22 protein-coding genes are annotated in these 26,038 nt (G+C 42.4%); 14 read left to right on the top strand and 8 right to left on the bottom strand.

Annotated elements, in window-relative coordinates:
• Positions 1 to 143 precede the first annotated feature (143 nt).
• Positions 144 to 1,322, bottom strand: coding sequence for a maltose/maltodextrin ABC transporter substrate-binding protein MalE (gene malE / locus VRUMOI_RS16040; protein ID WP_089138544.1), 1,179 nt, complete (start codon positions 1,320 to 1,322; stop codon positions 144 to 146).
• Between the two features lie 516 nt (positions 1,323 to 1,838).
• On the opposite strand from malE, the gene malK reads away from it, so the two are divergent.
• The 11 genes from malK (at position 1,839) to VRUMOI_RS16095 (ending at position 13,484) form a co-directional block, all read left to right on the top strand.
• Positions 1,839 to 2,948, top strand: a complete 1,110-nt coding sequence (gene malK / locus VRUMOI_RS16045; RefSeq protein ID WP_089138543.1) for a maltose/maltodextrin ABC transporter ATP-binding protein MalK — start codon at positions 1,839 to 1,841, stop codon at positions 2,946 to 2,948.
• Between the two features lie 395 nt (positions 2,949 to 3,343).
• A complete protein-coding gene (locus VRUMOI_RS16050) occupies positions 3,344 to 4,330 on the top strand; it encodes a Bug family tripartite tricarboxylate transporter substrate binding protein (RefSeq protein WP_089138542.1) in 987 nt (328 codons plus the stop codon).
• A gap of 100 nt (positions 4,331 to 4,430) precedes the next feature.
• On the top strand, positions 4,431 to 4,922 hold the full coding sequence (locus VRUMOI_RS16055) for a tripartite tricarboxylate transporter TctB family protein (RefSeq protein ID WP_089138541.1): 492 nt from the start codon (positions 4,431 to 4,433) through the stop codon (positions 4,920 to 4,922).
• Between the two features lie 12 nt (positions 4,923 to 4,934).
• Complete coding sequence (locus VRUMOI_RS16060; RefSeq protein WP_089138540.1) at positions 4,935 to 6,452, top strand: tripartite tricarboxylate transporter permease; 1,518 nt, start codon at positions 4,935 to 4,937, stop codon at positions 6,450 to 6,452.
• 181 nt (positions 6,453 to 6,633) lie between these two features.
• Entirely contained in the window at positions 6,634 to 8,241 is a 1,608-nt protein-coding gene (locus VRUMOI_RS16065) for an ATP-binding protein (RefSeq protein ID WP_089138539.1), read from the top strand.
• Positions 8,242 to 8,261: 20 nt separating this feature from the next.
• Complete coding sequence (locus VRUMOI_RS16070; protein ID WP_089138538.1) at positions 8,262 to 8,951, top strand: response regulator; 690 nt, start codon at positions 8,262 to 8,264, stop codon at positions 8,949 to 8,951.
• Positions 8,952 to 9,020: 69 nt separating this feature from the next.
• The gene (locus VRUMOI_RS16075) at positions 9,021 to 9,953 is read left to right on the top strand and encodes a DMT family transporter (protein ID WP_197712961.1); all 933 of its coding nucleotides are present in this window, start codon (positions 9,021 to 9,023) and stop codon (positions 9,951 to 9,953) included.
• Between the two features lie 200 nt (positions 9,954 to 10,153).
• Positions 10,154 to 10,393, top strand: coding sequence for a hypothetical protein (locus VRUMOI_RS16080; protein ID WP_089138537.1), 240 nt, complete (start codon positions 10,154 to 10,156; stop codon positions 10,391 to 10,393).
• A gap of 396 nt (positions 10,394 to 10,789) precedes the next feature.
• Positions 10,790 to 11,797: a DUF1852 domain-containing protein gene (locus VRUMOI_RS16085; RefSeq protein WP_089138558.1), complete on the top strand. Its 1,008-nt coding sequence runs from the start codon at positions 10,790 to 10,792 to the stop codon at positions 11,795 to 11,797.
• The gene (locus VRUMOI_RS16090) at positions 11,797 to 12,828 is read left to right on the top strand and encodes a methionine synthase (RefSeq protein WP_089138536.1); all 1,032 of its coding nucleotides are present in this window, start codon (positions 11,797 to 11,799) and stop codon (positions 12,826 to 12,828) included. The genes VRUMOI_RS16085 and VRUMOI_RS16090 overlap by 1 nt, the downstream gene beginning before the upstream one ends.
• Before the next feature lie 317 nt (positions 12,829 to 13,145).
• Positions 13,146 to 13,484 (top strand): cytosolic protein, encoded by a 339-nt coding sequence (locus VRUMOI_RS16095; RefSeq protein ID WP_089138535.1) that lies wholly within the window; start codon positions 13,146 to 13,148, stop codon positions 13,482 to 13,484.
• Positions 13,485 to 13,943: 459 nt separating this feature from the next.
• Here the strand turns inward: VRUMOI_RS16095 and VRUMOI_RS16100 are convergent, their stop codons facing one another.
• Together VRUMOI_RS16100 and VRUMOI_RS16110 are read right to left on the bottom strand one after the other, a co-directional pair.
• The gene (locus VRUMOI_RS16100) at positions 13,944 to 15,701 is read right to left on the bottom strand and encodes a HEPN domain-containing protein (protein ID WP_089138534.1); all 1,758 of its coding nucleotides are present in this window, start codon (positions 15,699 to 15,701) and stop codon (positions 13,944 to 13,946) included.
• Positions 15,702 to 15,854: 153 nt separating this feature from the next.
• Positions 15,855 to 16,373: a hypothetical protein gene (locus VRUMOI_RS16110; RefSeq protein WP_089138533.1), complete on the bottom strand. Its 519-nt coding sequence runs from the start codon at positions 16,371 to 16,373 to the stop codon at positions 15,855 to 15,857.
• 1,014 nt (positions 16,374 to 17,387) lie between these two features.
• Between VRUMOI_RS16110 and lamB the strand changes: the two genes are divergently transcribed.
• Together lamB and VRUMOI_RS16120 are read left to right on the top strand one after the other, a co-directional pair.
• Entirely contained in the window at positions 17,388 to 18,668 is a 1,281-nt protein-coding gene (gene lamB, locus VRUMOI_RS16115) for a maltoporin LamB (protein WP_089138532.1), read from the top strand.
• Positions 18,669 to 18,756: 88 nt separating this feature from the next.
• Entirely contained in the window at positions 18,757 to 20,130 is a 1,374-nt protein-coding gene (locus VRUMOI_RS16120) for an alpha-amylase family glycosyl hydrolase (protein WP_089138531.1), read from the top strand.
• 123 nt (positions 20,131 to 20,253) lie between these two features.
• On the opposite strand, the gene VRUMOI_RS16125 is transcribed toward VRUMOI_RS16120, so the two are convergent.
• A complete protein-coding gene (locus tag VRUMOI_RS16125) occupies positions 20,254 to 20,649 on the bottom strand; it encodes a DUF2391 family protein (RefSeq protein ID WP_089138557.1) in 396 nt (131 codons plus the stop codon).
• Positions 20,650 to 20,733: 84 nt separating this feature from the next.
• Complete coding sequence (locus tag VRUMOI_RS16130; protein WP_089138530.1) at positions 20,734 to 21,348, bottom strand: LysE family translocator; 615 nt, start codon at positions 21,346 to 21,348, stop codon at positions 20,734 to 20,736.
• 128 nt (positions 21,349 to 21,476) lie between these two features.
• Here VRUMOI_RS16130 and VRUMOI_RS16135 point away from each other — a divergent pair, with 128 nt between their 5' ends.
• Entirely contained in the window at positions 21,477 to 22,424 is a 948-nt protein-coding gene (locus tag VRUMOI_RS16135; protein ID WP_089138529.1) for a Gfo/Idh/MocA family protein, read from the top strand.
• A 112-nt stretch (positions 22,425 to 22,536) separates the two neighbouring features.
• Here the strand turns inward: VRUMOI_RS16135 and VRUMOI_RS16140 are convergent, their stop codons facing one another.
• The 3 genes from VRUMOI_RS16140 to VRUMOI_RS16150 all read right to left on the bottom strand — a co-directional run bounded on the left by VRUMOI_RS16140 (position 22,537) and on the right by VRUMOI_RS16150 (position 25,747).
• Entirely contained in the window at positions 22,537 to 23,067 is a 531-nt protein-coding gene (locus tag VRUMOI_RS16140; protein ID WP_089138528.1) for a GNAT family N-acetyltransferase, read from the bottom strand.
• 183 nt (positions 23,068 to 23,250) lie between these two features.
• The gene (locus VRUMOI_RS16145; protein WP_089138527.1) at positions 23,251 to 23,601 is read right to left on the bottom strand and encodes a hypothetical protein; all 351 of its coding nucleotides are present in this window, start codon (positions 23,599 to 23,601) and stop codon (positions 23,251 to 23,253) included.
• A gap of 724 nt (positions 23,602 to 24,325) precedes the next feature.
• Positions 24,326 to 25,747, bottom strand: a complete 1,422-nt coding sequence (locus tag VRUMOI_RS16150) for a DEAD/DEAH box helicase (protein WP_089138526.1) — start codon at positions 25,745 to 25,747, stop codon at positions 24,326 to 24,328.
• Between the last annotated feature and the right edge of the window lie 291 nt (positions 25,748 to 26,038).

Consider the following 26,038-nt stretch of genomic DNA (forward strand, 5'->3'; position numbering starts at 1 on the left):
TCAATTCCGTTTCTGTATCGACTTTAACTTAAATCAGTCAAATCGAGAGCTTTTTCAAACTGCAAATATAAAGCAGACGGATAACTTACAAAATAAAGGGAGGAGTGACCCTCCCATTTCTTCTCTAAAGAGAATGACAGACCTTATTTGGTCATACGCTCAGCAACGGTATTCAATGCATCTTCTACCGATTGACGGCCATTGACTACGTTGCCAATTGCCGCTTTTTCTGCATACCAGAATGCCGACATTTGCGAGATATTTGGCATGATTTCTCCGGTTTCCGCATTCGCCATGGTGGCAGCGATACGAGGATCTTTGGCTAATTCTGCTTGGTAAGATTTAAGCGCTACCGCTCCTAGAGGCGTATCGTCATTGATGTCTTTCAAGCCATCTTTGGTTAGCATGTAGTTTTCAATGAACTCCACCGCTAAATCTTTGTTTGGTGATGCCGAGTTAATGCCTGCGGTCAATACACCAACAAATGGCTTCGATGGGTTACCGTTAAACATTGGCAGTTTGGCAACACCGTAGTTAATGCCTGCTTTATCAATGTTCGCCCAAGACCAAGGACCATTGATGGTCATCGCGACTTCGCCTTTATTAAAGCCAGATTCTGCAATGGTGTAATCCACATCAGGTGAAATCACTTTTTGGTCAACTAAGCCTTTTACAAAGCTCATGGCGTTTTGCGCGCCTTTGTTATTTACACCAACATCTTTCGGGTTATAAGCGCCATTTTCAAACTTAAACGCGTAGCCGCCATCAGAGGCTAATACTGGCCATGTGAAGAACGGTTCAGACAAGTTCCACATGATCGCTTTCTTGCCCTCTTTTTGTAGCGTCTTATCTAGCGCAGCAATATCTTCCCAGTTCTTAGGCGGTGTTTTAATCAGGTCTTTGTTATAAATAAGAGAAAGTGACTCGACCGCGACAGGATAACCAATGTACTTACCATCATAAGACACAGCATCCCATGTGAAATCAGAAAATTTCGATTTGAATTCTGCCGATGGTTTTACTTCTGCCAGTAAGCCAGCTTGAGCGTATCCACCAAAGCGGTCATGTGCCCAAAGAACAATATCAGGGCCATCACCAGTTGACGCTAACTGAGGGAATTTTTCTTCAAGTTTGTCAGGGTGAGCAACGGTCACTTTAATGCCGGTATCTTGTTCGAACTTTTTACCGACTTCAGCCAGGCCGTTATATCCTTTATCACCATTGATCCAAATGGTAAGTTGACCTTCTTCAATTGCAGCATGTGCACTCACGCCGCTTAAGGCTAGGCTACATAAAATGGCAGTTTTGAGGACTTTTTTCATTTCCATGATCCTTTCTATTGTTCTTATTTAAGTGCTACGCGCATCGAGATACAACAAAATGTAGGGTTCGTAACACATGACATACCTTTAATAGGCAAGCAGCCAAGTTTTGGTATGTGAAAATAATGCGATAATTCCGACATTCCTACATCCTCCTAACTTCTACGCCCCCTCACCACAAAATGACTTTTGTGACTTAGATTCACATTATTTTTTATCTCAAGCGAAAAATGGCCAATAAACGTGAGCGGGCGCACATCATACTCCTGTCTGAGCGGTGTATTTGAATGCCAATAAAAAAGTGTGATCTATGCACTCATCCCCCTTCATCCCCCAACAATTAAATGATTAAGGATGAGGTTTATTGGCATATTTTGGGTAAGATAACTCTCATAGTCGCCTTTTATATTTCTTAAAAGAATATAAATAACGCATGAATAATCAATATGTTTGAGTGAGTTCCAACACCGAGTGGTTGGCATTGAAACAATAAAAAATAACCAGAAGGAAGACCAGATGACGAGTGTGACTCTACGAAAAGTATGTAAAGCGTATGGAGACAACCTCATTTCTAAAGACGTAGATTTAGAGATCCAAGACGGCGAGTTTGTTGTTTTTGTTGGGCCATCCGGTTGTGGTAAATCCACCCTGCTACGTTGTATTGCCGGCCTAGAGGATATTACTTCTGGTGAACTGTTCATCGGCAAGACCAAAATGAATGAGGTTCCACCGTCTGAGCGTGGCGTAGGCATGGTATTCCAATCTTATGCTTTATACCCTCACTTAAATTTATTCGACAACATGTCATTCGGTTTAAAGCTGGCAAAAGAAGACAAAGCCAAAATCAAATCACGTGTCGATCATGCCGCAGATATTCTGCAACTGGGTCACCTACTTGAACGTAAGCCGAAAGCGCTATCCGGTGGTCAGCGTCAACGTGTCGCGATTGGCCGTACTCTCGTCGCCCAACCTGAAGTGTTCTTATTGGATGAACCGCTTTCTAATCTAGATGCCGCGCTACGTGTACAAATGCGTATTGAACTCGCGAAGCTGCATAAGAAACTCGGTTGCACCATGATTTATGTAACCCACGATCAGGTCGAAGCGATGACCATGGCCGATAAAATCGTCGTACTAGACGGTGGTAGTGTTTCGCAAGTCGGTAAACCATTAGAGCTATACCACTACCCTCAAAACCGTTTTGTGGCCGGCTTCATTGGCTCTCCAAAAATGAACTTCATTAACGTGCAAGTGAAAGAAGTCGAAGCAGAGCGCGTAAAAGTTGAGTTGGCTAGCCAGGCCTCTTTCTGGATTCAGGTCGATGGTACCAGTGTACAAGTCGGTTCACGAATGTCATTAGGTGTTCGCCCAGAGCATTTGCTACCAAGCGGTGAAGGTGATGTAGTGATTCAAGGCAAAGTTCAGGTCGTCGAGAAACTCGGCAATGAAACCCAAGTTTACTTAAGCCTTGACCATGTCGACGCCGATTTCATTTACCGTGAAAACGATACGTTAGATGTAGATTCTGGCGATACTTTCCAAATTGGCATCCCCGCTCATCGCTGCCACCTATTCCACAGCGATGGCCGTGCATGCAAACGCCTATTTAAAGAACGCGGCGTGTAAAACCAACGTCATTTCCCTTTAATGTTATAGAGCTGCCTTACGCCCCAATTAGCGATTTCTATTGGGGCTTTTTTATATATAAATCATATGGATAAATAATAAAATTCATAAAAACCATAAGCACCATACTTTTGTGGTGTTTAATTGCTCCTGCTCCCATTTCATATTTGCCATCACTTCTATCATTACCCCATGAAACATTTCATTAACAAATGAATGTGTTGTTAGTCAGAATGTTTCTAATTTTATTACAACCAGCGAACAAACCATAAGCGAACAAGCAATGATTGCTCGCACACCATAACGATAAATGCCCGTTACAACATAACGTCACTCACTCGCCATAGATGTGTCGTGATAACAGGGATAATTAGGACATAAAAAGGATGTAAGCAATGATCAAACTTAAACAAGTCTTTATTGGGGCAATGTTGGCGGCAACGTCGGTTGCAACCCTCTCTTCTGCCAACGCTGATACTTATCCACCTCATACCATCAATATGGTGGCACCATCTGGTGCTGGCGGTGGCTGGGATCTCACCATTCGTACGGTCGCCAAAACTCTGAAAGATACAGGGATCGTCAGCAGCAATATGCCAGTGATCAATCGCCCTGGTGGCGGCGGTGCGGTCAACCTTGCTTACATGCAAACTCAGAAAGGAAAAGGCGATTTAATTTCCGTTTATTCCCCACCGATTTTGCTCACTCACTTAACTGGCCTAACTCAATACAGCTATAAAGATACAACGCCGATCGCACGTTTAATCACCGATTACGCAGCATTCGTGGTGCCTGAAAACTCAAAATACCACTCCATTAAAGAAGTGATGGATGCCCTTAAAAAAGATCCTAAATCGGTCAAAATCGGTGGCACTTCAGCCGCGGGTTCAATGGATCACATTCAATTCTTACTGGTAGCAAAAGCCGCTGGCGTACAAAACTTACGTCAAATCGATTATGTATCATTCCAAGATGGCAGCTTAGTCGCTCAAGCATTAGGTGGACACATTGACCTAATTTCAACGGGGCTGGGTGATGTTGCCGGTTTAGTCGAAAGTGGAAAATTACACGCATTGGCTCAAACCGCAAATAAACGTGTTGGCGAAGGCTTAATTGCAAAAATCCCAACCGTGAAAGAAGAAGGCATTGATGTGACGTTCGAAAACTGGCGTGGACTGTTTGGCCCTAAAGACATGCCAGAACAAGCCGTGACCTATTGGCGTAATGCGATTCAAAAAATGGTGCAAACCACAGAATGGAAAGCCGCGGTTAAACGCAATGGTTGGGATGATGCGTATCAAAACGACCATGATTTTACCGCCTTCCTTGGTACGACTAATGAGCAATATAAAGGCTTAATTAAAGAAGTCTTTGGCCGATAAGCCTCACTTCACACAACCTCATTATGAATCGATTAAGGCTGTGAGCTCGCAGCCTTTTTTATAAATTCCATTTTTCAGTTTTATTGGTAAAGGTGAAAGTATGTCTAAACAACAGCCAGCCAATTGGGATGGCCTAACCGGCCTATTCAGCATTAGCTTTGGGTTAGCCTACGGTGGCTATGCGTATAGCTTACCTCAGCCGATGTTTGGTAACCCGCTTGAAGCGATTTTTATGCCTCTTGCGATTTCTGCTATCGCTATTTTTATTGGCGTTTTACTCGTCATAAAAGGGGGTATTAGTCCTTCAATTCAAGCAATCAAAGCCCTACTTAATGAAAGCCAACAACATAAGGCTAACCGTCGTAAGATCGCTCTAACATGCGTGATTTGCTTCATTTATGCCCTAACGTTTGAGCACCTCGGTTACGTCATAAGTACCTTTATTTTCATGTTTGCCATGCTCGCTATCACCAACGGCCTCACTCATTGGAAAAAAAACGCCATCATCGCAGTCGCTTTTTCGCTTGGGGTATTCATCACGTTTAATGAATTGTTATCCGTGAACCTCCCCCCTTTCCCATTATTTAATTAAAGGAGCTAAATCATGTCGGATATTTTAGCGAGTTTAATGGACGGCTTCGGTGTTGCATTGCAGCCTTATTACCTATTTTTAATTACCTTAGGCGGCATTCTTGGCACCGTCATTGGTATGCTACCCGGCCTTGGCCCGGCAACTGGGGTCGCTGTGTTACTCCCTATGACCTTTTCAATGGGACCTACCGCCTCTTTGATCACTATGACGGGTGTCTATATTGGGGCGATGTTTGGTGGCTCTCGTAGTTCAATTTTGATCAATACCCCAGGAGATGGCGCCGCATTAGCCGCCACCTTTGATGGTTACCCTATGGCGATGAAAGGTCGCGCAGAAGCCGCACTGGCCATATCCGCTATCGCATCATTAATTGGTGGCACCATTGCTGCCGTATTGATGACATTATTAGCGGAACCGGTTGCAAGCTTTGCCATTAAATTTGGCCCCGCCGAATACTTTTTATTAATGGTAGCGGCGCTCTCTATGACGGTTTCCATGTCAAAAGGCAACATGCTCAAAGGCTTTTTATCCATGTGCATCGGGCTGGCTATTTCGACCGTCGGCATTGATGGGCAATCAGGGTTAGAGCGCTTTACCTTCGGTAGCCTTGAGCTACAAACTGGCATCGATTTCTTAGTGGTCATCATTGGTATTTATGCGATGGGGGAAGTCTTCAAAAGCTTTAAAACCCTCAGTGATGGCAGCAAGAATGTACAAACCGAATTTAAGAAAATCTGGATTAACAAAGAAGAATGGCAACGTTCAAAATGGCCAATTCTACGCAGTGCCCCAGTTGGTTTTATTATCGGTGCGCTACCCGGTGCAGGCGGCACCATGGCTTCATTAATGTGTTACAACAACGAAAAACAGCTATCTAAAAATAAAGATGAATTTGGTAAAGGCGCAATTGAAGGCCTAGCGGCACCGGAATCGGCCAATAATGCTGCCTCCATCGGCGCAATGATCCCTATGCTTTCTTTAGGCGTTCCCGGTTCAGGCACCACCGCGGTGATGATGGGCGCACTCTTGATGTTAGGCATTCAACCTGGGCCGTTATTGTTCACTCAGCACCCTGATACCGCTTGGGGGCTTATCGCCAGTATGTTTGTGGCTAACATCATTTTAGCAATTGTGAATATTCCGCTTGCGGGTGTGTTGGTTCGTTTGTTGGCCATTCCAGCTAAAATCTTATACCCGATTGTACTGGGTTTAGCCTTTGTGGGTTGTTATGCCATTAGTACCGCCGTGATGGACTTTTACATCCTGATCATTTTAGGCATTGCTGGAGTGATTATGGGCCGCGCCAATATTCCAACAGCACCAATGATCTTAGCGGCGATTGTCGGTAGCCAAATGGAGCAATCATTCCGCCAAGCATTTAGGATTTCAAATCAAGATTTAAGCATTTTTTCACAATCTGGCATTTCACAAATCCTATTAGCGGTGATTATCTTAAGCGTGGTTTTGCCGATGATTGGGGCATTACGCAATCGTAAATCAAAGCAACCACTTCAATCACACCAAGGATAAATACTCTAACCAATTTGCACTTCCCTACTTCGCCCAGTCAGCATTTGTCTGGGCGCTTTTTATTGCTGCCAATTCACATTTAGCGCATGACCAAAAGTGATAAATACGAAAACAATCACGGCATCAATATCCACTTTCCATTAACATTCTTTTTTACCGTCATGAACCTCAGAGCATTTTAATGAGTCAGATATCCTTTCGCACCAAAGTTTTTCTATTGCTGTTTGGCTTATTGCTCATTCAAGTAGCAGTCATGATTTGGCACTTTGACAGCACGCTTTATAAATCAATCAAACATCAAGTCGGCACACGAGCTCTAATTCAAGCCCAAGAAATCGCCTCCGACCCTGAGCTTATTGAACAAGTCAAAAATCGAGATATACAAGCCATCAAACCGCACATTGAACGATTGGCGAAGATCTCGGATGCCAGCTTTATTGTCATCGGTGATAAAAATGGCATTCGCCTTGCCCACCCCGTTCCATCACGAGTCGGCCACCCGATGCAAGGGGGAGACAACGCCGGCGCACTCGAACGTGGAGAGTCTTACGTGACACTCAGAGAAGGCAGTTTAGGTTATGGTATTCGAGGAAAGACCCCCATCTTAGATAGCCAACAGCGCATTATTGGTGTGGTTTCAGTAGGCTACTTACTTAATCGCTTTGATCAGTGGCTTGATGTTTATATGCAGCCTTTATTGCTCGAAGTCTTGATTATCTTTATTTTAACGCTGCTCGCCTCTTGGGCGTTTTCTCGTCATATACAAAAACAAATGAATGGCATGGAACCTGATGAAATCGCTATCGCCTTAAAATTACAAAAATCGATATTAAGTTCGGTTTACGAAGGCGTGATTGCCATTGATAAGCGTGGCTATTTCCTTGCGATGAACAAGTCGGCAAGCCAAGTATTAGGTACTCAATATGATATGCACTACTTAAAGAACCGACAAATCATTGAATACGCTTCTCACACTGAGTTCTTTTTTCGCCAGCCACTTCATGACAACATCAAAGATGAAATGATCCGCCTCAATGGCCACCATTTGATCGCCAACCGAATTGCGATATTTCATCAAGAGCAGCTGATTGGCTGGGTAGTGAGTTTTCGAGAAAAAGACGAAATTTATTCGCTCACGACAGACCTTACCCAAATCAAGCAATACAGTGATAACTTGCGCGTATTACGCCATGAATTTTCGAATCGTTTAGCGACCATTTCCGGCTTAATTCAAATGGGTAAAGTGGATGACGTATTGCAGCTTATTGCCGCAGAGAACACCAACAAGCAACAGCTCATTGATTTTATTCAGCATAATATTCACCTTCCTCAAGTTGGTGGGTTGCTACTGGGTAAATCATTACGAGCAAAAGAGTTAGGGATAGATTTGCAATTTGACCCCACCTGCCAGCTCAATAAATTAAACGCCGCACTCAATGAAACCGAACTGTGCGCCATATTGGGCAACCTCATCGACAATGCGTTTGATAGCACATTAAAAAATGCCAGCAGCTCACGAATAGTGGACGTATTGTTGTCGGATGCAGGTTCCGATCTTGTTATTGAAGTCACCGATAATGGCGTCGGAATTGAGCCACATTTATGGCAACGTATTTGGAAAAAAGGCTTTACCAGTAAGCCGGATAAACAAAACCATGGCATTGGCTTATATCTCGTCCATCAATACGTTAGTCAAGCGAACGGTTTTATCACTCTGGATGATGCTAGCCCTCAAGGGTGTATTTTCTCGGTATTTATTCCCAACCAAGTACCACCCCCTTCTTATTAGGATGATTAAGGCGAAAAAACATGGAAAAAATTGATGTATTAATTGTGGAAGATGATCAGAGAATCTCAGAAATACACAGTGAAATGCTGCGCCAAACCGCACGTTTTAATCCTGTCGGTATTGCTGAATCCATCCAGATGGCGCGTGTAATGGTAAAAGTGTACAAGCCTCAACTCATCATCTTGGATAATTATTTACCCGATGGCACTGGCATTGATTTATTTAGAGAGCTGATGGCCGATAAATCAACCAGTAAGACTGACATTGTGTTGATCACCGCTGCCGACGACATTGAAATCGTCAAAGACGCCATGAAATTAGGTTGCTTTGATTATTTATTAAAACCGGTTTCTTACCTGCGTTTGCAAGAAACATTGGATCGTTATCTGTCACTCAATAACGCCCTGAAAGCCTACGAGAACTTAGAACAACGTCAAATTGATGAGCTGTTCAATATGCAACTAAGAGAGAAACAACAAAATCAGTTACCCAAAGGGATCGAAGGGTTAACGCTGGATAAAATTAAGCGCGTTTTCTCCCTCAATGTAGGTGTGAAATTTACTGTCGATCAAATCGTACAAGAAGTCGGGATCAGCAAAACAACGGCCAGACGTTATCTAGAATATTGCAGTGCCAATGGCCTACTTAGCGCCGAAAATGAATATGGCAAAGTTGGTCGTCCAGAGCGAATTTATATCAAACGAAATTAACATCAAATGACCTGCTCTGGCAGCGGAATATTTGTTATAGTAACGCCTTAATTTTATAGGGATAGTACTATGATGAAGCCGTCTGCCGACGATGTTTTTACACGCCTTCCTGTCGTTTTCTCTCTCGCCATTTTATGTACGCTTTTATGGGGCAGTGCTTATCCGGCGATCAAAACCGGCTATGCTTTACTGTCGATAGAGCCCCATGATGTCGCCTCACAAATGGTGTTTGCTGGGCAGCGTTTCTTCCTTGCGGGAGTATTTCTGTTCATCATTGCTCGTATTCTTAACAAGCCCAGCATGAATATGACGTTGCCAAAGTTCAGCCAACTCGCCGCCTTAGGCTTGAGCCAAACCACGTTGCAATACATCTTCTTTTATATTGGTCTGGCTTACACTACGGGCGTAAAAGCGTCGATATTGAATGCCACCGGGACCTTCTTCAGTGTTATTTTTGCCCATTTCATTTACCAAAACGACCGGCTGACTCACCGTAAAGCGCTGGGTTGTACTATCGGTTTTCTTGGCGTGTTTATCGTCAACTTTCACAGCTCATTGCTGGATTTTCAATTTAGTTTAGCCGGGGAAGGCTCCATTGTTCTGGCCGCGTTCTTCTTGGCCTCCGCTTCAATTTACGGTAAGCGTTTATCACAAAAAATGGATGCGATGCTGATGACCGCATGGCAGCTTGCGATTGGTGGCGCAGCATTACTGGTGATTGGCTATCTCTCTGGCGGCCGCAGCGGTGAGTTTCACTTTTCAAGCGTATTATTGCTGATGTATTTGGCGTTATTATCTTCCGCTGCTTTTGCGCTGTGGAGTATTCTGCTCAAGCACAATCCCGTTGGCATGATCACCATCTTCAACTTTTTAATCCCGATCTTCGGCAGCCTACTCTCTGCCTTGTTCTTGCATGAAAACGTCTTTGAGTGGAAAAACCTACTCGCGTTAATGCTGGTATGTAGTGGTATTTATCTGGTGACTCGCCGTAAGCGGCAATAATGGGTCAGTGAGGTAAATGGAAAGTAATGTTACTCATTAAACCAACGACCAATAATGACAGGTATGACACAAAGACTTGTGGGCAACCTGCGCCAGCAGTAGACTTGCGCTAGCTAGAACGCCTGTTCTTGAGGAAAATAAAGCATAAACCTTTAATTATGCTAACGAAAAATCGATATTGAATTGGATGGAGATTAATAATGAACGGCAGTTGGATTAACATCTTTCCGTACTTTGCTGGAGCTTTTAAGCTTATTGTATTAGGTATTGGAGGCTACTTAGCGATTAAATGGCATTTTGATGAAGAAGCAAGGGTGAGGGAAGAAAAAGGCGTTGTATTTGATAGATCAAACTACATGAAAAAGATGGCAATGATATTAGTCTGTCTTGTCACTCTCGTGATTTTAGTCATTTATGCGACTAACTGGTATCTCGACTGACGGGCTTTATTAATACGATCAATGCTTAGTAAATTTAAAGCGTGTGGTCACAACGTTTACGCTCTGAATTCGTTTGGGGCATAAACCATTAATCCCAATTAAGCCATATCAAAACTCCCCTTAAACACTGCCATTAGGTTGTTTTAGCTGCCTACCCTACAACTTGAAATGCGCAATATGCCGATTGTTACCTGCAGAGTGATCGGTTAGAAGAATCAAGAAGAACGGAATTTTCATTAACGTATTTCATTCCAAATATTTCGATCATGAATTTTTTTCACGATCAACATTAAGTAATAACATTGTTAAAGTTGTAGCCAACCCGTTATAAATTCATCATGCCTTACACCAAAGATGGTTTTGATTCCATCAAAGACAAAATGGAAGATGATGCTCATGACTTTGAATTTTACTTTTACGATCAACAATACCTGCCTTGATGAAAATTATCATCCTTCAGACAATACACGTATTACGACGAATTTTGCCAATTTAGCGCGCGGAAAACATCGTCAACAAAACCTACGTAACACATTGACCATGATTAACCGCCGTTTCAATGACCTAGCGAACTGGGATAATCAAAGCGGTGACCGTTACTCTGTAGAATTAGAGATTATCTCTGTCAATCTCAATATGGAAAATAACGACGCCGTCATCCCATCCATTGAAGTGTTAAAAACCTATATCGTTGATCATCAAACTAACCAGCGCAGCGAGGGAATAGTCGGCAACAATTTCTCTTCTTATGTACGTGATTACGATTTTAGCGTCCGTTTAGCCGAGCACAATAAGGGAAAAACACGCTTCTCAGTACCTGAAGATTTTGGCCTCCTGCATGGCAACATATTTAAATCTTTTGTTAACTCAGAAGCTTATAAACAAAACTTCGCTAAGCCACCGGTTATTTGCCTGAGTGTTTCAGACAGTAAAGTGTACCAGCGCACCCATAATCACCACCCTATTCTTGGTTTTGAATACCAACCTAATGAGTCATCCCTCACAGAGCAGTACTTTCAAAAAATGGGCTTACAAGTGCGTTATTTCATGCCTAAAGGCTGCGTAGCGCCACTCGCCTTCTTTTTCTTTGGCGATCTACTGAATGATTACACCAATTTAGAGCTGATCAGTACCATCAGCACGATGGAGACTTTCCAAAAAATTTATCGTCCTGAGATCTACTTTGCCAATACTGTCGCAAGCGAACGATACCAAGCTAATTTGAAATGTAATGACCATTCTGTCACCGGCATTATTTATGATCGTGAAGAGCGAACTCGTCTCGCGATTGAACAAGGAAAGTTTGTTGAAGAAGTCTTCATTAAACCTTATCAACATTTTCTTGAGCAGTGGTCAGCCCAATACACCAACACCTTAACTAGCCAACACAGCGAGCAATTCTAATGACAAAATTATTTCCTACTTCGACGGCAGGTAGCCTCCCTAAACCGGCTTGGCTCGCGCAACCTCAAGTTCTTTGGTCACCATGGAAATTAGAGGGACAAGAACTCATTGACGGTAAACAAGATGCACTCCGTATCGCGCTGCATGAACAACTTCTGGCCAGTACGGACATCGTCAGTGATGGCGAACAAACTCGACAACACTTTGTTACTACCTTTATTGAACACTTAAATGGCGTTGATTTTGAAAACCGCCAAACCGTCAAAATTCGTGACCGTTACGAGGCTTCAGTCCCATGCGTCGTCGGGCCAGTATCGCGACAAAAATCCGTCTTTGTTGAAGATGCAAAATTCCTACGCTCACAAACGGACAAACCGATCAAATGGGCATTGCCTGGGCCTATGACAATGGTCGATACCCTTTATGATGCGCACTATAAGAGCCGTAGAGAGTTAGCGTTAGAGTTCGCTAAAATCCTCAATGAAGAAGCAAAAGAACTGGCTAAGGCTGGCGTCGACATTATTCAATTTGATGAACCGGCGTTTAATGTTTTCTTTGATGAAGTGAATGATTGGGGCATCGAAGCCCTTGAACGCGCGAGTGAGGGATTAACGTGCGAAACCGCTGTTCACATTTGCTATGGCTACGGAATTAAAGCCAATACGGATTGGAAAAAGACCCTAGGCAGTGAATGGCGTCAATATGAAGAAGTGTTTCCTAAATTACAACGTTCGAGTATCGATATTATTTCCCTCGAATGCCATAACTCTCATGTCCCGATGGAATTACTTGAATTAGTGCGTGGCAAAAAAGTCATGGTCGGCGCTATCGACGTCGCGACTAACACGATTGAAACCCCAGAAGAGGTTGCTGCAACACTACGCGAAGCGCTGAAATATGTTGATGCAGACAAACTTTACCCATGTACGAACTGTGGTATGGCACCACTCTCGCGTGACGTTGCGAACGCCAAACTCCATGCGTTAAGTGCTGGCGCTGAGATTGTTAGAAAAGAATGTTTAAACCAATAAAATCGGTGTGTTTTTAGGGAGTTCGAGCCATTCTGTTGCTTACGGTGTCGATTGCCTCGTTAAGTAGTCTTTGATGGCTCGAAACTCAAGAGAAACAATGCTGAATGGATAAATTGAACATGATTTTTGGATAGAAACCTGCCAGTAATAGGCTGACAGGCTTCTGTACAAAACGTGTTTCAAGTTGGCCGAGTAAATACCCGAAAATAACACTGTATGCGAAAATAACACCGCATCTCCGTCTTTAACCACTCCCCCTCTACTACGATCCCCCTGATAGTGATAAAATCTCCGCATCAGAATTACCGAGAAACTCCATGTTTATTCATCATGTTAACGACATCGACTGGCTAGTGATTACCGCTTTTGAAGAGCTGAAAACTTTATTTATCGAAGAAGCCGGTAGGATCCCTTCCTGCTTTTCTACCACCAGCGAATTGAGCTTGATTGATCAGGCCAAGCGCACTTATGGGTATTTGCCTTCACTCAGCGGCGTCATCACCGATACAGGCACTTTTCAAAGCCAAGATAACGAAGAAGATTTGCACCCACAGCTTGCGTGTCTCGTTGAGGGACGCGGTCGAGTATTTATCTACCACGGCGGCTTTGTGGCATTTGTGGATGATGAGCAAACCTTCATTACCCGACTGGACTGAGAATGATTTTGGAGCACAAATAAGTCACTCACATCAACCCTCCCCAGCCCTCCCTTGGCTGTCAATATTGAGGCCAAGTATTTTTCATTGGTAAAGGGAGGGAGTGATTGGTGATCGCTTGTTGTTTAGCCGCATATACTCAAGTGTTACCTGCCTCAGTTTTCCAAGACTCACACTAAACAAGCCGATTCCTGACCCACTTAGACTCTGCCGTTAATAACGACTTTAAGCCACTTACAACATGCGATTAACTTTAATTAGCGAAAGTAAAAGTGACAAAGATTAGCTCTTCCCCTTGATAGATGATGTCACTTGGCAGTAGAAGTCGACATAAGGGGAAGTTGGATGGGGTTGGTTACACCGAACTATTGTTGGACAGAAGCCTCTTAGCTCAGATCACTTAGTGGCATAATTTCAAGATAAGAAAAGTGTATTGACGCCTTAAACGTTTGTTAGATTTTAAGATATATACATCTGTTCAATCAGTTCTGATTTAAGCTTTAACTTTTTGTTCGATAATGTGTCTTCCAGAGCTTTGTACGTCATATCAGTTAACTTGAATGCCTGCTCGATACTCAGAACTTTCTGAGAGTCATTCACTAACATTATGATTTTCCCTATTATATGGTCTAAATAGTCATGCACATTTTCAATAAGAAGTTCAATATAACTCGGTGTCATACCACTATGAACGATCATGTTACGAGCACGGTAGATCCTTCTAATTTGCCAGCCCACTCTGATAGTATGGTTTTTTAAACCTTTGAGCATATTTTGTGGATCCGCATAAATAAATTCTAAATACTCAAAACGATCATATAGCAGGTGAAAATCTTTAAAAGAGTCTTTCAACTCCTGTCGCTTATCGGAATAATCTTCTAAAGATAACAATTTAGCTACCTTTATTACCTGATTATCCCCTTCGATATCCTTTAGAATTTTCTTTGTCTGATTGCGATTCCAGTTAAAAAGATCACTTGTTAAGCGGGCAACTAGCCTCTGATAGTAGCCTAAATTTAAGAAAGGCATCGTGCTCTGAACAATATGCTCTATGTTCGATATATTTGAGTCGTGAGAAGCTGGAATAATTGATTCAAGAGCAATCCATAAGTTTAGCATCTGATTCTCATTGGAATCGCTTTTTAAGGCAAGAGAGTGAAGCTCAGCTGCTCTAGTAAACACTCTAAATGAGTTTTTCTCTAAGCCAAATTCTGACAAAAATCTATTCGCTTGTATCGCTGCTCTAGACGGCTTTTGGTCACTACATTTATGCATCGCATTTGTTCGGATACGAGACCTACTCACTTCATTATCTGTCTCATTCCAAATCAAACAATCTGTAGTCCAGCTGAGTTGCTGTTTGTGGTGAAATAGACCAAATATCGTGCTCAACATCTCTAAAGTATCTTCAGCGGTATTTTTGGCAGAAAAATTGTCTCGAGCCTTTATCTCTGAAACGCATATGTATACTTCTTTTTCGCTCTTAGGAAACTTATGTTTAGTATGGTCTATATCTAAGTCGTGCAGGTCATTTACCAATTTGATGCCAAATGCTTTCAAAGAGTCTTTATATAGATCAACATCTTTAGTTGAGCGGAAGACTATTTGATATTGTTTTGGCTTATCGCAGAATATTTGTATAAAGTCCTCGATTGCGCTATTGCCATGAATTCTGTTTTTGTCGTAGTGGAAAAACTTTTGTGTTGTTTCAGCAATATACTCTGAACTGAAACCTAAATTTAATAGTGTTGTTGCGTAACTTCTAGCCAATGATCGGATTGAAGAAAAGTCAACTTCCCCCTTGATTACTTGGATGAGTAGTTCTTCGTTTTTCTTTTTATACCGCTTCAGATTAATTTGACGAAGTATTAATTCAACTACTATTTTCTTATCTTCAGCCGTCTTCTTAGGGTCACGAAGAGTAGCGTTAATTTGTTTTAACTTGATAGACAATAGAGCATTTGCAGCCTTATCTCTTGACAAGTTTTCACATAGTTCATCGATAACATGTTGTAAATTTGGTGCTTTAATATTTCCTTTTTGGATCTCATCGATTACCTCCAGTGCCTCCTCACACAACAAACTTGTGTTCATGGACGATGGCTTATAAGTATCGAGAGAGAAATCAAAAAACAGCTCATCAAATAGTTGAGCAAAAAAAAGTAGGTTTTTGCTGTTTTCTAAGTCATCCCACTTTTCAGTTTTTCTATACTTCATTATTTTTCCTAACCACTACACTTCGTTTAAAATCTAACGCCGCGTTAAGGGGTGAACAACGCCTACACCCAAACCTAAAGCATTGTGCCATAAACACTAAATTTGCAGTAGAAGCAAAAATGCCGAGCGTTGTGAATCACTCTTAAATGTTTGTTATAACTTTGATACCAGCAGATCTCTTAGCTGCGTCACTACCCCTACTAAACTTTCATTCGGGTTAGATGACTCATAATCATCAGGGCATATCCAATATAGAAATTCTGCTGCATTCGTTCCCCCGCCAATCATAGTGACAATATGATTTTGTACTTCGTCAGGCGTTAAGCACTTTTTTGTTTTAAATGAGTTAACATGAGCTACGTAGTCGTCTCGCAAGATCAATAGAGATTTGTTGCTAGTAATTAACTTATTATACTGCCCACGAATTTTGTTCAACTCAGGTGTCATTTCATTAAATTCGCGAGAATATTTACGATTTAACTCCACGTACTTGCAACAGTTTAAAACAATCGAATTAAAACACAGTCTCCAAATACTTTGTCGACTAGCTATCAATTCTGGTTTGTGCATATAAGGCTTTTCTTCATATTCACGAATTATACTAACTGAAATAGTTAGATCACCGATCAAGCCAACAAGAATTTCTAACAATTCATGATTTCTATTTCTCACTCAAACTCCAATAAAAGTTATAACAATTTAATAGACGGAAAAAATCCGTATAGTTTTTCCGTCTATTTTCTCAGTCACTTTTTGGAACAGCAAGCTAAATAGCTAAATTTATTAATAAAGTAATATTTATCTCATATTCACTCAGCATAAAATACGGAAATAATCCGTATAGTTCACCAAAGCCAACTCATGATAAACAACTGTAAATTTACTCAGTATCTAGAGCGAACCCAAACCGGGGCTATATTACCTCTGATCCATGTATACCTAGTTTTCTAATTAAAAATCCAATTATTCTAATTTCAAGCTATGCAGAATTGGCAATATTTGGCATGAGAAAGTATATGGAAAATGATAATCAGTAGAGTTACTGGCGACTCAGTTTGAGGCACAAAATAAGTCATTCACATCAACCCTCCCCACCCCTCCCTTGGCTATAAGTTTTGATGCCAAGTATTTTTCGTTGGTAAAGGGAGTTGTTTGTGACCGCTTGCTGTTTCGCGCCAAAGATCCGCTCTTCCCCTTGGTAGATGATGTCACTTGGCAGTAGAAGTCGATATAAGGGGAAGTTGGATGGGGTTGGTTACTCGAAACTTAAGGCATACATGGGTTAATCTCCCCCTAAACATCCCCTATCATTTCACCCTCATTTATGGGTAAAACCACAAAATCATCATTCAATTCATAAAATCCAACTCTGTTCACAAAACCCGGTTATTTGAGCGAACGATCTCATTTTTCTGGGCTTTCACATGGCTAATTCACTTCAAAATCGCGCTTTCTAGGGTCTTCATTTGCACAGAGTGTGATCCTCGCACTCATCCTTAATCTCTACTCCCCCTACGCCCTTGTTTTGGGAGGATGTTAGTCCCCCTCGGTTCTCGCAAAATTGCTTCATCGCTGAATGATTCAAATAAAAGCTCCTAAAAGCCGCCACACATTCAGAGATTTAATCGTCTCATAGGTTCATAACCAACCGTTGAGCAAGATGAAACAATATAAAGGATTGCTAATATGAAAACCCTCAAAGTTTGTTTAACCGCTGCTGCCGTTTCTTCCGCTTTACTCGCCCCTGCTGCTATGGCGGTGGGTGTTGATTTCCATGGCTATATGCGTGCTGGTGCTGGTGTCAGTGCTCATGGTGGAGCCAATGAGTCATACGAAAGAAATAAAGTGGGCCGTCTTGGTAACGAAGATGATGTTTACGGCGAAATTCAATTAGATACAACCCCTATTAAAGCCGGTGACAGTGCAGAGTTCATTGTAAGTTCAATGATTGCTTATGGTTCTGATGGTTCAAATGGCTGGGAATCGGCGCGTGATGATGACAATGGTGCTGATGTGGCGCTTGCTCAGTTTAACGTTCAAGCGAAAGGCCTATTTGATTTCGATAAAGAAGCAACCCTTTGGGCGGGTAAGCGTTACTACCAACGTCAAGATATCCATATTACTGATTTCTACTACTGGAACACTTCTGGTGGCGCTGGCGGCGGTATCGAAAATGTCACGGCTGGCCCAGGTAAAATCTCGTTTGCTTTCATGCGTGATGATTCTTTAGGTAACGATATTGGTGTCGACTTAGATGGTGATGGCGTTGCTGATAAGCAAAATTACAACGTTAACAATTTTGACTTACGTTATGCAGGATTAGGTTTATGGCAAGATGCGTCATTAGAGCTTGGCGTAAACTACTACATGGTTAATGAAACCGATGAACAAGAAGATTTCAACCTAGATACTAAAGACAGCGTAATGGCGACGGCGGTGATCACTCAAGGTAACTTCTTTGGTGGCTTCAACAAAACGGTATTCCAGTTTGCGACTAACGGTGCGGCATCTGGGATGGCTGGGCTAGGTTCAGGTAGCTGGATCCCTGCGGTATCAGATGGTGATACTGGCTTCCGTGTGATTAACTTCGGTGTGGTCGATTTAAGCGAGAACTGGGACTTTGGTCACCAGGTGATGTACGCTCAAAGCTCATACAAAGGTGATAAAGAAGACCATAAATTTGCTAACGTAGTGATGCGTCCAATCTATAACTGGTCTGAAACCATGAAGACTGAGTTTGAAGCTGGTTACTACACAGAAGAAAACCAATGGGGTAACGACGGCGCTGATAACGAAGGTACGAAGTTCACCGTCGCTCAAGCATGGTCTGCGGGCTCTGGCTTCTGGGCGCGTCCTGAAATCCGTGTTTACGCTTCTTATGTTGATGACTTCAAAAACGACAACCGCTTTGGCAACAACCAATCAAATGAAGTATCGGTTGGTATCCAAGCTGAAGCATGGTGGTAATGCCATCGCTTTAATGTAATTCACAACGCCGGCAATGATGCTGGCGTTGTGCGTTTTTTCTTTTTCTATATAAATTTAAAGAGGCATTATGTCTGTATTCACAAATCAACCTGCTACTGCAAACCCTGCAGTTTCTTCTGCCGATGTGATTTTACATGCCTTTGATTGGTCGTATCAAAAAGTGGCCAGCGAAGCCGAACGTATCGCTCAATTAGGCTATGACTCTGTATTAGTGTCACCTGCCATGACGTCCCCTGCTCACTCTGAATGGTGGAACCGGTACCAACCACAAGATTATCGCGTGATTGATAACCCACTCGGCAACACTCATGATTTTATCGCCATGCAACGCGCTTTGTCGGAACATGGTATCGCCTTGTATGTCGATGTGGTGTTTAATCACATGGCGAATGAGTCTCAAGCTCGCGACGATCTCACCTACCCTAATCCACAAACAATGGCCGACTACCAGGCTAAAGCGGAACATTTCGAATCATTAAAATTGTTCGGCGATTTATCACAACCATTGTTTACCGATGAAGATTTTGAGCCTGCTTTTCCTATCACCAACTGGCTCGACGCCAACGAGGTTCAGAAAGGACGTTTAAGCAGCAGCGATACTGACCCAGGATTACCGACCTTAGCGCCGACTGAAACGGTCATTGCCCACCAGCAAGCCTACTTAAAAGCATTGAAAAACCTCGGCGTAGCAGGCTTTCGTATTGATGCAGCGAAACACCTTTCACCAGAGCATATTGCCAAAGTATGGACCGATGAGATCTGTGAAGACGTCAAAATATTTGGTGAGATCATTACCGACGGTGGTGAAGGAAAAACTGAGTATGAGGTCTTCTTAAAGCCTTTTATTGAAAGCACCTCTTTTGACGCTTACGATTTCCCGTTATTTCATCGTTTATTGGACGTGTTTAAATACGATCACAGCATGACCTCGTTATTAGATTTAGCCCAGCAAGGGCAATGTTTAGACGAGAAGCGCGCCATTACCTTTGCAGTGACGCATGATATTCCTAACAATGATGTCTTCCGCAATCAAATGCTGACGCCACAACAAGAACAACTGGTGTATTGTTATTTACTCGGTTGTCGCAATGGTGCGCCGTTGATTTATACCGATTTAAACACCAGCAACGATCTGGATGCACTAGGCTACCCACGTTGGGAGCAAAGCTGGCACGATACTAGCCTTATCAAGATGATTCAGTTTCATAAGCAAGTGCATGGCTCGCCTATGCATATTCTGGAATCAACAGATGAAGTATTGGTGGTTTTACGTGGCAGCGAAGAAAGCCCGTTGGGTGTGGTGGCGATTAATAAAAGTACCGAAGAATGCCATATTGAATTGCCGAGCACTAATCCGTTGAATGTATGGCTAGGTGGCGATGATTTATTGCGCCAAACCTTAACCTTGCCCGCACAATCTGGGGTGATGTTATTGGCGTAATTCCTATGACTTATCGAGGATGATTAACCTCATAGGCTCAGTGTACATCCGAAACTAAAAAGCCAGAGACATCCGCCTCTGGCTTTCTTATTTCAGCGCCCAATCGCGCGGCTGATTTGCGTCTTACTCTTTATCAAAACTATCGACGACAATCGCGCCCATTGACGCAGGCATCGCTATCAGAATCAATCGCTTAAATGCTAATAATGGCTCGGTTTGTAACGGGAGTTTGTCTAAGGTAAAAAGCACCAAGGCCACCACAAAAATGGTGAGCAAATAGGCAAATACAATGCGCAAAATAAACGCTAACATTCGGCGTTTCACATCGCTTTGAAATACGCTTTGATAGGCAAAAAAACCGAGGAATAAAATAGAAATAAAAAACAACATTGCCACATTTTCTAGTGGTAATGTTTTGCTTAAATCCCACGCTTCTTCTGAAAAAGAAATCGGAACCGCTAGGGTAAACGCGCCAATAATCACCTGGCTTGCATCTTCAAGGTTAAAGTTTAGTTTCATCAAGCGACTCTTTAATGATTGTGCCATGTATGTCTACCTTCAATTCTAGCTTGATATGGTGAATGGTGAATGGTGAATGGTGAGTTAAGCGACCCACATTACCCGCAATGCCAATGCAATTAATACCACCCCAGAGATGCGATCAATCCAGTGGGCTTTATTGCGTAATGTCGCCAGTAGTAATTGGCTGGAGAGCATAAACGTAATCAAGGTATACCACAGTCCATCAACAATGAAAGGGGTCATCACAATAATTGCTTTACTGCTGGTTTCGGCGCTCACCGCCACAAACTGACTAAATAAGGCAGTAAAGAAAATAGCGATCTTCGGGCTGAGAATGGAAATCAAAAAGCCTTCTTTTGCCGATTGCGCCACCGAACAACTGTGTCCAGATTCTAAACGCTCGGCAATGCCGCCTTTGGATTGAATGGCATTGAAACCTAGCCAAGCTAAATACGCGGCACCGGCATAAGTAATCACTTTAAACACCAAAGGAAACTGGTGAAGTAAAATCGCTAAACCTAAAATGGTAAATAACGCATAAAGGCCAATCCCAAATGCATGTGCCCACGCCGTAGCTAAGCCATTTTTTCGTCCACCAGCTAAGCTATGTTTTGCGACCATCGCCAAACTTGGCCCCGGTGACATAGCGCCCAATAAGCAGATAAGTAACAGCGATAACCAAATAGTGAGTGTCATAAGTTCCCTTTATTCATATTGAATGCCTGCCTATTCTACTGAAAAAATCACATTGAAAGATCAACAACATTGAAAAAAATCCGTATGATAGTCTGACGTTAAGCAAAATTTAGATAAAAGGAAAGAGAATGAAAATTGCACTCATCGGACTCGGTGGCATCGCCCAAAAAGCCTACTTACCTTTTATTACTCAAATTGAAGGTGTTGAATGGGTCTTATGCACCCGCAATGCCGATGTTCTACAAGGCTTAGCCAGCAAATATAATGTTCGAGAATACTACAGCGATTACCGTCAATTGATTCATGCAGGCATTGATGCCGTGATGATCCACAGCGCGACGTCTAGTCATAAAGATATCGCCAGCTTCTTCTTATCGCAACGTATTGCCACTTTTGTTGATAAACCTCTGGTTGATAATGGCCACGACTGCGAAGCCCTGTACGATCTCGCTCAACGTAATAACACACCGTTATACGTTGGGTTTAATCGCCGCCACATTCCCCTATTCAACCAGCATTTGGTCGGTGTGCAATCGGGAATGCCGCTCAGCTCTTTGCACTCATTACGTTGGGAAAAACATCGTTTCAATCAACCTGGTGATGCGCGTACTTTTATTTTTGATGACTTTATTCACCCACTCGATAGCGTCAATATTTATGCGAAGGCCGATATAAACGATATACATATTGCAACCCAGTGGAGCGATAATCAGCAACTCGCGAGTATCAATGTACAATGGCAGCAACAAGGTAGCTTGTTAAATGCGTCGATGAATCGTGTATTTGGTCAAACCCAAGAACGCATCTCTGCCGATTTTGCTAATCAGTCTTATGAATTCCGAGGTTTTATGGAGGGGACTTTGTGGCAAGACGACAAGGCTCAACAATTACAAACCAAAGACTGGATGCCAATGCTGGCCACGAAAGGCTTTGATAATATGGTTCAAGAATGGCTTGGTATCGTCAAAACGGGGCACATGCCATCGTCTTTAATCGATAGAAATATCGCATCCCATTTATTAGCCGATGCTTTATGCCAACATGTATTAAAGCAGCAAACTCGAAAGGTGCACTAATCACCACTCACAGCGGATATCGAATCGATAAAAACAAAGGGATCCTATTTCAGGATCCCTTTGCTCAGTGTTCGCATTATGTTGAATCAATTATGTATTACGATTGATATGGCTAGGTTGTGGCGTCTAATAAAGCCTTAGGACTTTCCCAACAATAAGTATGACATGGCACTTGTGAACCACATGGCGCTTTCCAGATAAAATCACCATCATCTTGCGCAGCCAAAGACAAATAAAACGCTTTCGCTGGGGTATTACCCTCGAGTACTTCTAAATAGATACCCGAGTCAGAAAAATGTTTTTGCGCCCATGTTGCGGCTTCTGCTAGCAAGGTTTTTCCGTAACCTTTACCTCGCTGTGATTCATTCACATGCAAATTATCAATCATAGTACCTTGGTCAAAACTATGATTCCCATATAAACAAACAAAACCACATAACACTCCATCATCTTCCAATACAAGCACCCCTTGATTGAGTGACGGGTGAGTTAAACGCGTTTGCCACATAGCCAAATGCTCATCCTGCACTCTGTTTTTCAGATAATCATCATCTAACAGACCTTGGTAGACTTGCTGCCAACTAGTCGCATGTAGCTTTGCTATTTTCGAGTAATCCTGAAACTCTGCTTCTCTAACGAACATCCTTGCTCCTTGAGTATCTATTTTATTGTTTTCTCTAATGTATCGAAAAACAGACCAAAGATTGCACTTTTTTATGGGTAAATAACAGCATAAACGAAAAGAAAGATAGAGAGTGGAGAGGTGAAACAAAAAAAGCCAATAGATTTCTCTATTGGCTTTTCATCAGCGAGTTAAAACAGCAACTTAACTACGTTTTGGCTGAGTATACGTTTTACCTGCTGCGGTATAAGTTTCTTTATTTTTCACATCGAACATAATGTCAAAGAACCAGGCTACGAAACGGATAATATCGTCACCTTCATTCATAATATGTTCAACGTATTCTTGCTCAACGCCATTATCATCAGGCTGAGTTGTCACATGATAGATACGGTTTTCACCTTCCACTTCTGCTAGTGCAAATTGCCCAGACAGAGATTTCGCGGCATCGGCCACATTACTGTCGCTGTTCATTTGTAAAAACTTAAGTGCCGTTGGTACTGAATCTAGAGTACATAACGTTTTTACCAGTGTTTCGAAATCGCTTTGTTGCATGTTCTATTAGCCTTGTATTTAGGTCTTTGACCCTTGAGCAGAGTTTCTTGCCCCGGATTCTACACTATTTCTATAACGATAAGTAATACCAAAACACTAAGGGATGCATTCGATATTGAGAGTGCAGTACAAAAGAAAAACCCCGACACTTTCGTATCGGGGTTATAGTCTTACTCGCAGCAATCCGGCTACTATCAGTGCTCCATGCATCTAATCCTTGATAGTGCTTATCCTAAGCTCATTCCTGCCTCGCCTTCCTAGCGGTGTCCTTACGCAAATCCTTGCTGCTAATTGTTCCTAATTAGCGCTCATCACTTGTTCCTTGAGCGGTGTTCCCTTCCTCAAACTAGAGGGGTCCATTAATCCATTTAAGTCGCATCCTGCCACTTAATTTAATCCGTTAAATGTCCTTTGCATCCTGCTGGCCGTTATCCTAACCACCAACCTTCATCCTGAATAAAACCATCTTGGTTTTTCTTAAATCCTATGTCGTTTCCTTCCGACACCAATAAGACTACGCTTTTGATGAAATTCCTCAAGAGATCGAATTCAAAGTTTTTAATCTTTCTCTAAAGGAAAAACGCTGAAAAACAAAAAAGCCATCCATAACAATGCGTTATAAATAGCTTTTTCTAATTTATATATCAATTTGCCGTTATCACTTACATCGCTTGTAAGCGATCTCGCACACGGAGAATCCTATATTTTACCGACTCAATTTCGATTAAAAATTGCTACCGTTATTTTTAGGATTACGTTGTGGTGATGCACCAGCAGGCTTACGGTTAGCGACTGGTTTAGGTTTCGCATTGGCTTGTGGCTTTGCCGCTGCGTCGTTAGATGCTGTCGCCGGCTTTGCATTACCCGCATGACGACGGTTTTTGCTTACGGGTTTATGACCACGTGCATTGTCACCTGAACGTTGTCCATCATTATGTTGGAACGTTTTTTTCGGTTTCTTTGGTTTTTTCGGTTTCATTGGACGGGTATCCAATCTCGATTCCGGCAGTTTATTCACCACTGGGAAACCATCAAGTTCCATACGTGGTAATACTTGTTTGATTAAGCGTTCAATTGAGAATAAGTCATGCGCTTCATCGACACACACTAAAGAAATCGCTTTACCCGTTGCGCCAGCACGGCCAGTACGGCCAATACGGTGGACATAGTCTTCTGATACATGTGGTAAGTCAAAGTTCACGACTTGCGGTAGTTGGGCAATATCAATACCACGAGCCGCGATATCGGTTGCCACTAACACGCGCACTTCACCCGTTTTAAAGTTCTCTAATGCTTTGGTACGTGCGCCCTGACTTTTGTTGCCGTGAATCGCTGCAGAAGTCACACCTTTCTCATCTAAGAAACGGCTCAAACGGTTCGCGCCATGCTTTGTTTTGCTAAACACTAACACTTGTTGCCAATCATTATCTTCAATCAGCTTAAGTAGCATTGGTGCTTTCTTTTTCTGATCCGCAGGATAGATGCATTGCTCAACGGTTGTTGCTGTTTGGTTTGCTGGATTAACTGAAATTTCGACTGGGTTATTCACTAAACCTTTTGCAAGTTGACGAATTTCGTCAGAGAAGGTTGCTGAGAATAATAAGTTCTGACGCTTCGCCGGTAAGAAAGATAAGATCTTACGGATGTCACGAATAAAGCCCATATCCAACATGCGGTCAGCTTCATCAAGCACTAAGACTTCAAGTTGAGAAAAGCGCACAGCATTTTGGTTATATAAATCTAATAGACGACCTGGGGTTGCGACGAGCACATCCACACCTTGTCTTAATTTCATCATTTGTGGGTTAATTTTAACGCCACCAAAGACAACGGTTGAAGTTAAACGTGTGTGTCGGCTGTATTGATCTACGTTCTTATGAACCTGAGCGGCTAACTCACGTGTTGGGGTTAAAATCAGTGCACGAACTTGATTCGGTTTAACACGGTCACCGGCCAATAAACGCTCAAGAATTGGAAGTGTGAAACCGGCTGTCTTACCTGTACCCGTCTGAGCTGCTGCCATCACATCTTGCCCTTCAATAACGGCTGGGATCGCTTTTGCTTGGATTGGTGAAGGTGTGGTATAGCCTTGCTCTTCCACCGCTTTAAGTAAAGGGGCAGAAAGTCCTAAAGAGGAAAAACTCATAAATATTGATCTCGATAAATAGAAAAGCCAAAGGCTTAGAGGTATGAATATCAATATCATTTATATCCAAAATAATTGGATATATACACTCATTAACTTCAACCTTATTTAAGGTATCGACTTAGTTAAGTATATGAGAATTTACTCTGCTTTCAGGATTGGTGTCGCTGGAAGTGATATTAATAATCTTGATTGAGCGGCTATTCTGACCGCTTTATAGCAAAGCAGCAACTAATATCGTGACTTTTATCACAAATGATCAGGCATGATGGCCACTTTTTTGCGTCGCCT

The organism is Vibrio rumoiensis, assembly GCF_002218045.2.
GTDB lineage: Bacteria > Pseudomonadota > Gammaproteobacteria > Enterobacterales > Vibrionaceae > Vibrio > Vibrio rumoiensis.